General features: G+C 35.5%; 4 protein-coding genes and 1 pseudogene. All 5 read left to right on the top strand.

Annotation, left to right across the window (positions count from 1 at the left end; translation table 11 throughout):
* Window positions 1-326: YadA-like family protein (locus tag ACFINU_RS09100; protein WP_375618873.1), on the top strand; the 326-nt coding region annotated here is incomplete at its 5' end.
* 697 nt (window positions 327-1,023) lie between these two features.
* Window positions 1,024-1,509 (top strand): hypothetical protein, encoded by a 486-nt coding sequence (locus ACFINU_RS09095; protein ID WP_375618874.1) that lies wholly within the window; start codon window positions 1,024-1,026, stop codon window positions 1,507-1,509.
* A gap of 506 nt (window positions 1,510-2,015) precedes the next feature.
* Window positions 2,016-2,288, top strand: a complete 273-nt coding sequence (locus ACFINU_RS09090; protein ID WP_375618875.1) for a hypothetical protein — start codon at window positions 2,016-2,018, stop codon at window positions 2,286-2,288.
* An 88-nt stretch (window positions 2,289-2,376) separates the two neighbouring features.
* Complete coding sequence (locus ACFINU_RS09085) at window positions 2,377-2,691, top strand: hypothetical protein (protein ID WP_375618876.1); 315 nt, start codon at window positions 2,377-2,379, stop codon at window positions 2,689-2,691.
* Window positions 2,692-2,702: 11 nt separating this feature from the next.
* Window positions 2,703-4,126 (top strand): annotated as a pseudogene (locus tag ACFINU_RS09080) (YadA-like family protein); the annotation flags it as partial.
* Window positions 4,127-4,676: the final 550 nt, after the last annotated feature.

Raw genomic sequence — 4,676 nt, 5'->3', positions numbered from 1 at the left:
TTAGTGGTCTTGTCAATGATGCTGTTAACGAGTCGAAATCCTATACGGATATGAAGTTTGAGACATTGAATTATGCTGTTGAGGATGTTCGAAAAGAGGCAAGACAAGCAGCAGCTGTTGGTTTAGCGGTAGCTGGTTTACGCTATAGTGATATTCCTGGAAAATTAACAATCGCATTTGGTAGTGGTTTATGGCGTAGTCAATCTGCTTTTGCTTTTGGTGCAGGTTATACTTCAGAGAACGGTGATATTGGTTCCAACTTGTCAATTACCACTTCTGGAGGTCACTGGGGTATAAGTGCAGGGGTTAATGTGATACTCAACTAATAAACGACTAAATCCATAAAATTGATTTGCCTTTTTCTTATTTAAGAAAAGGGCAATTTTTTTACCTTTTCCAGAGCCTTCTAAAACTATTCTAAATGTACAAAACTTTCGTAATTATATAAAATCCGAATATAAAAAGCTTATTACAACTTTTGTTGAGAATAAAAGAGCTTAGTGGTAAAGATTCAAAAAATTGATTGCTATTTTTCTTTGATAATTAGGTAATAATCTTATTGCTCTATCCTATTATTTTGATTTATTAAAATGCTTCAAGCAATGTAAATACGAATATACCCTTTATTAAAAGAAGACAGTTTTAGCTTTTATTTTCTTATAGAAACGTATGATTTATGTTGATATCGTTATAATTTTTCATTGAAATTCTTGTTTTTTAAATGACAAATTATCTTAAGAATAGAATAGTTCAAAATATTATGTTTTTTTAATCAATTTTTTTGTAGCTTCATAGTAAAAATTTAATTTCTCCAAAGAGTCTTAACCTGATTACGAGTATAAAAAGCAAATGGGGGTGGAAGTATCTCTTTAGGTTCCTATTCTAACGTGATGGTTGATGGGGGTGTTGCTATCGGGAACAACTCTGTGTCCGGTAGGGCTTACGAGCGTTTTTTTGATATACGTTTCTTCTGCAGGGATCGGCTAAAGCACTGAATTTCAATGGAAAAGTACGGATGATGTAGTGAGTATTGGTGTTCCTAGTAAGAATATAATGCAACAAATTATAGGCGTAGCAGCTGGTAGCAAACCTACCGATGCAGTGAACCTTAGACAGTTGCAGGATTTAGAAGAAGTTGTAAGAAAAAAGGGTGGAAACTGTCTATTGCTGGTGAGGAAGCTAAAGATATGGGTGCTAGATAGTACAATAAATTTTTCATCTGGAGTAAGTAACTTCAGGGTTAAAAGAGATAAGGACGATGAAAATAAGCTCATATTGAGTTTGGCTAATGATATAGCATTGAAAAGCATAACGTTAGGAGAAAAAACGAAAGTAGATGCAACAGGCTTAGTAATTACTGATGTCCCGCAAATAACCACCGGTAGTATTAATGCGGCAAGTAAACAAGTAACAAATGTTGCAGAAGGAACTAGCAATACTGATGCAGTGAATTTTTCACAACTGAAGGGAATAAAAGAACAAGTAGCAGTGAGTATTTGTGTAAAATAGGATACAGCAACGAGACACATTACCATTAGTAAGGATATAGATGGGGCATTTTAGTAAAAAGCTTTCATAAATCCTCTAATGAAATAAAAAAATCTTATTCACGAAAAATAAACTGATGCCTAAGCGGATGATCAATAGGCACAACAAAAATTATACCTCTTTCAAAGAGATCAAAGCTAAAAACGACGACAACCTTTGATAGAAAAACGAAATCTATTCTAATATTAAGTATTTTTTTACCTTCCTCAAATTGACTTTCACAAACCTGCCCCTAATTACCCTCTGAAGGTGCCGCAGAAACGACAGCTTACGTCTTAATTTTATTTATATCCTAAAAACACACGCTGTAAGAGCGCGGACATGCAAGGGAAATAAGAAAGCTTTAGGGCTCTAGATCATACCTTTTTTATGTTTTTACTATTATTATGAAGGGGTATTATGAAAAAATTATACACTACACAAAATCTGCGTGATTTGAGTTTTTTCGCTCACATCGTCGATCATCATTGTTTAAAGTAGCGTCGTTAGGAACTGCGGTTGCCTTGTTTTTATCGAATGCTGCTCCTGTTTTTTCAGCAAATATCGATTTAACAAAAGCATCTCTCGAAAATGTGAAGAATGCCGCTGTAGTTTATCCGCAAAGCATCATCTCTGCGTATGATAATTATAACAGTGGTATGGATGGTTATAATTCTGTAAAATGTTTTAACAGCCGACGGAAAATTTGCATGGGAAGATGCGCAAAACATCTTTACAGCGAATGGCACGCTCGTTTCTGATTCAAAAAGGGATAAGAGGGCTAAAAAAGCTGTTGTTTTAGATCCAGAGAAATATACGGCAAAAGAGAAAAGTTTTACTATAAACTCTATGGCTTGCGCTTCAGGGCTAAACGGTATTGCGATAGGTTCCGTATATGATAATCAAGATAGCATTGAGGAATATACATTCGCGAATGGTTACTCCTCAAAAGTGAGGGCTGATGGTAATGGAGCTATTGTTATAGATAAGAATGCTGAAACGCGTGCGTATGGCAATGTTGTTCTTGGGGACGGTTCTGTGACTACATCACTTGCTGGTGCTAGTGGTTACAGTCCTATCGAGCTAAGCGAAAAAAATAAAAACAGTGAGGTATGGAAAAATACTGCGCATGCAGCGACTATTGGTGATTATAAAATAAGGTAACACGCCAGCTTGAAGGAGTGGCAGCTGGGGAAGAACCTGATAATGCAGTGAATTTTGCGCAGCTACAAGAGATAAAAAATCAAATAGCAGCAAATAGTCTTGTTAAGCAAGATGGTGGAAAAGCAGGTCGTATCACCATTGGTATAGAAACAGGTGGTTCTGAAATCAATGTTGCAAACAAATCAGGTGATGCTCGTGCAATTTCCGGTGTGAAAGAAGCAGTTAAGGATGATGAAGCCGTTAATAAAAAACAACTTGATGGTGAAATTGCAGATATCACGGACAGTATTAAGGTCATTAAAGAAGCAAATAGCTTTGCAGTTCTCTATGATAAAGATGCAGATGGCACCATTAATTATAAGTGTGACAACGGGGGGACAGAAATTAATGTCGCAAACAAATCGGGTGATGCTCGTACAATTTCTGATGTAAAAGCTGCAGAGCGAAATGATGAATCTGTTAACAAAGCCCAGCTTGATAAAAGTATAGAGAAGATTTCTAATGATATTAATCTTACAAGTGCTGCTGCAGTTCTTTATGATAAAGAAAACGGTACCGTTAATTATGGTAGCGTAACTTTAGGTGGGATGGATAACCAAGCCCATGTTGCTCTTCATAATGTTAAAGATGGCATAATTGCGCAAGTATCGCATGATGCAATCAATGGGAACCAAATTAATGAAATATCTGGAGATATAGCAAATTATTTTTGTGGTGGCGCTGGCTATAATAATGGAGAATGGACTGCTCCTACTTTCAAGATAACACAATTCAAGGCTGACGGGAGTTCTGCTAAAAAGAAGGATTATCATAACGTTGCCAGTGCTTTTGACGGCGTAAGTGAGAGTATGTTCTAAGATAAACGACCGCATTCAAAATGTTGAAAACACTGTCTCGTCCAATGGTTTAAATTGGAATGAGCAGAAAAAAGCTTATGATGCTAGCCTTGATAGTCAACCAAGTAAGATTATCAATGTAGAAGATGGTAAAATTGCAGAAGGTTCGAAAGAAGCTGTTAATGGTGGTCAACTGCATGATTACACTGAGCAGCAGATGAAGGTCGTTCTTGATCAATCAAAGCATTACACAGATCAACGGGTGAATAATATCGTTATCGATGCTATTGATGATGCCGTTGATCGGGCTCACCAATATACCGATATGAAGTTTAATATTTTAAGTTATGACATTAGAGCGTACGCAAAGAATCAAGACAAACAGCGGCTGTTGGTTTGGCAGTATCGAATTTAAGTTATTTGATATCCTTTGGTCTTTAAGTGTCTGTTTTGGTAGCGGCGCATGGCGTGGACAATCCGCATTTGCTCTTGGAGCTGGTTATACATCTGAAAATGGAAAAATCCGCTCTAATCTTTCTGCCACGAGTGCTAGTGGTCATTGGGGAATAGGTGGTGCAATCACTCTGAAAATAAAATAATACGAACAATAAAATATGCTTTTATTGCAAAAAGGTCACAGTAGAATCCATATTGCTAAAAAGTTATATTTTTATGTTGCTATTTTCTTGAACAGTCTATAGTCATGCAGGAATGTATATTAATAAGACTCATTTTGATAAATAACTTTCAAAGGGGGGATAAGTAGTGCGTAAAGATAAAAGATACATCAAAGGATCACACATATATCATTACATGATATTTTAAGAAGAGAAATCCTAACTAAAAAAACAATTATCCAAAGCAAGTCAGATCTCGGACATACTACAATCTCTTTTTACTTTACTTGTTATTAATAAAAAAATGCTTTCTAATAAAACCAAAGTTTATAAGTAAGAAAACACACTAAAACCTTTTCAAAGCATTTATAGCAATAACTACCAAGTAAAAAGTAATATTAAATATGGAAGACCTCTTTTTTAGTTAGCAAAAAAAAGCACATTAAAACCATTAAACTCTAAATGTATTATCTTTATGTCCACAAAACATAAACCAACATTTAGATCTCAATACAGAAAGCACAAACAAAAC

Source organism: Bartonella sp. AC130YNZD (assembly GCF_042196865.1).
Lineage (GTDB): Bacteria > Pseudomonadota > Alphaproteobacteria > Rhizobiales > Rhizobiaceae > Bartonella.
This window is presented reverse-complemented; position numbering and strand designations above follow the sequence as displayed.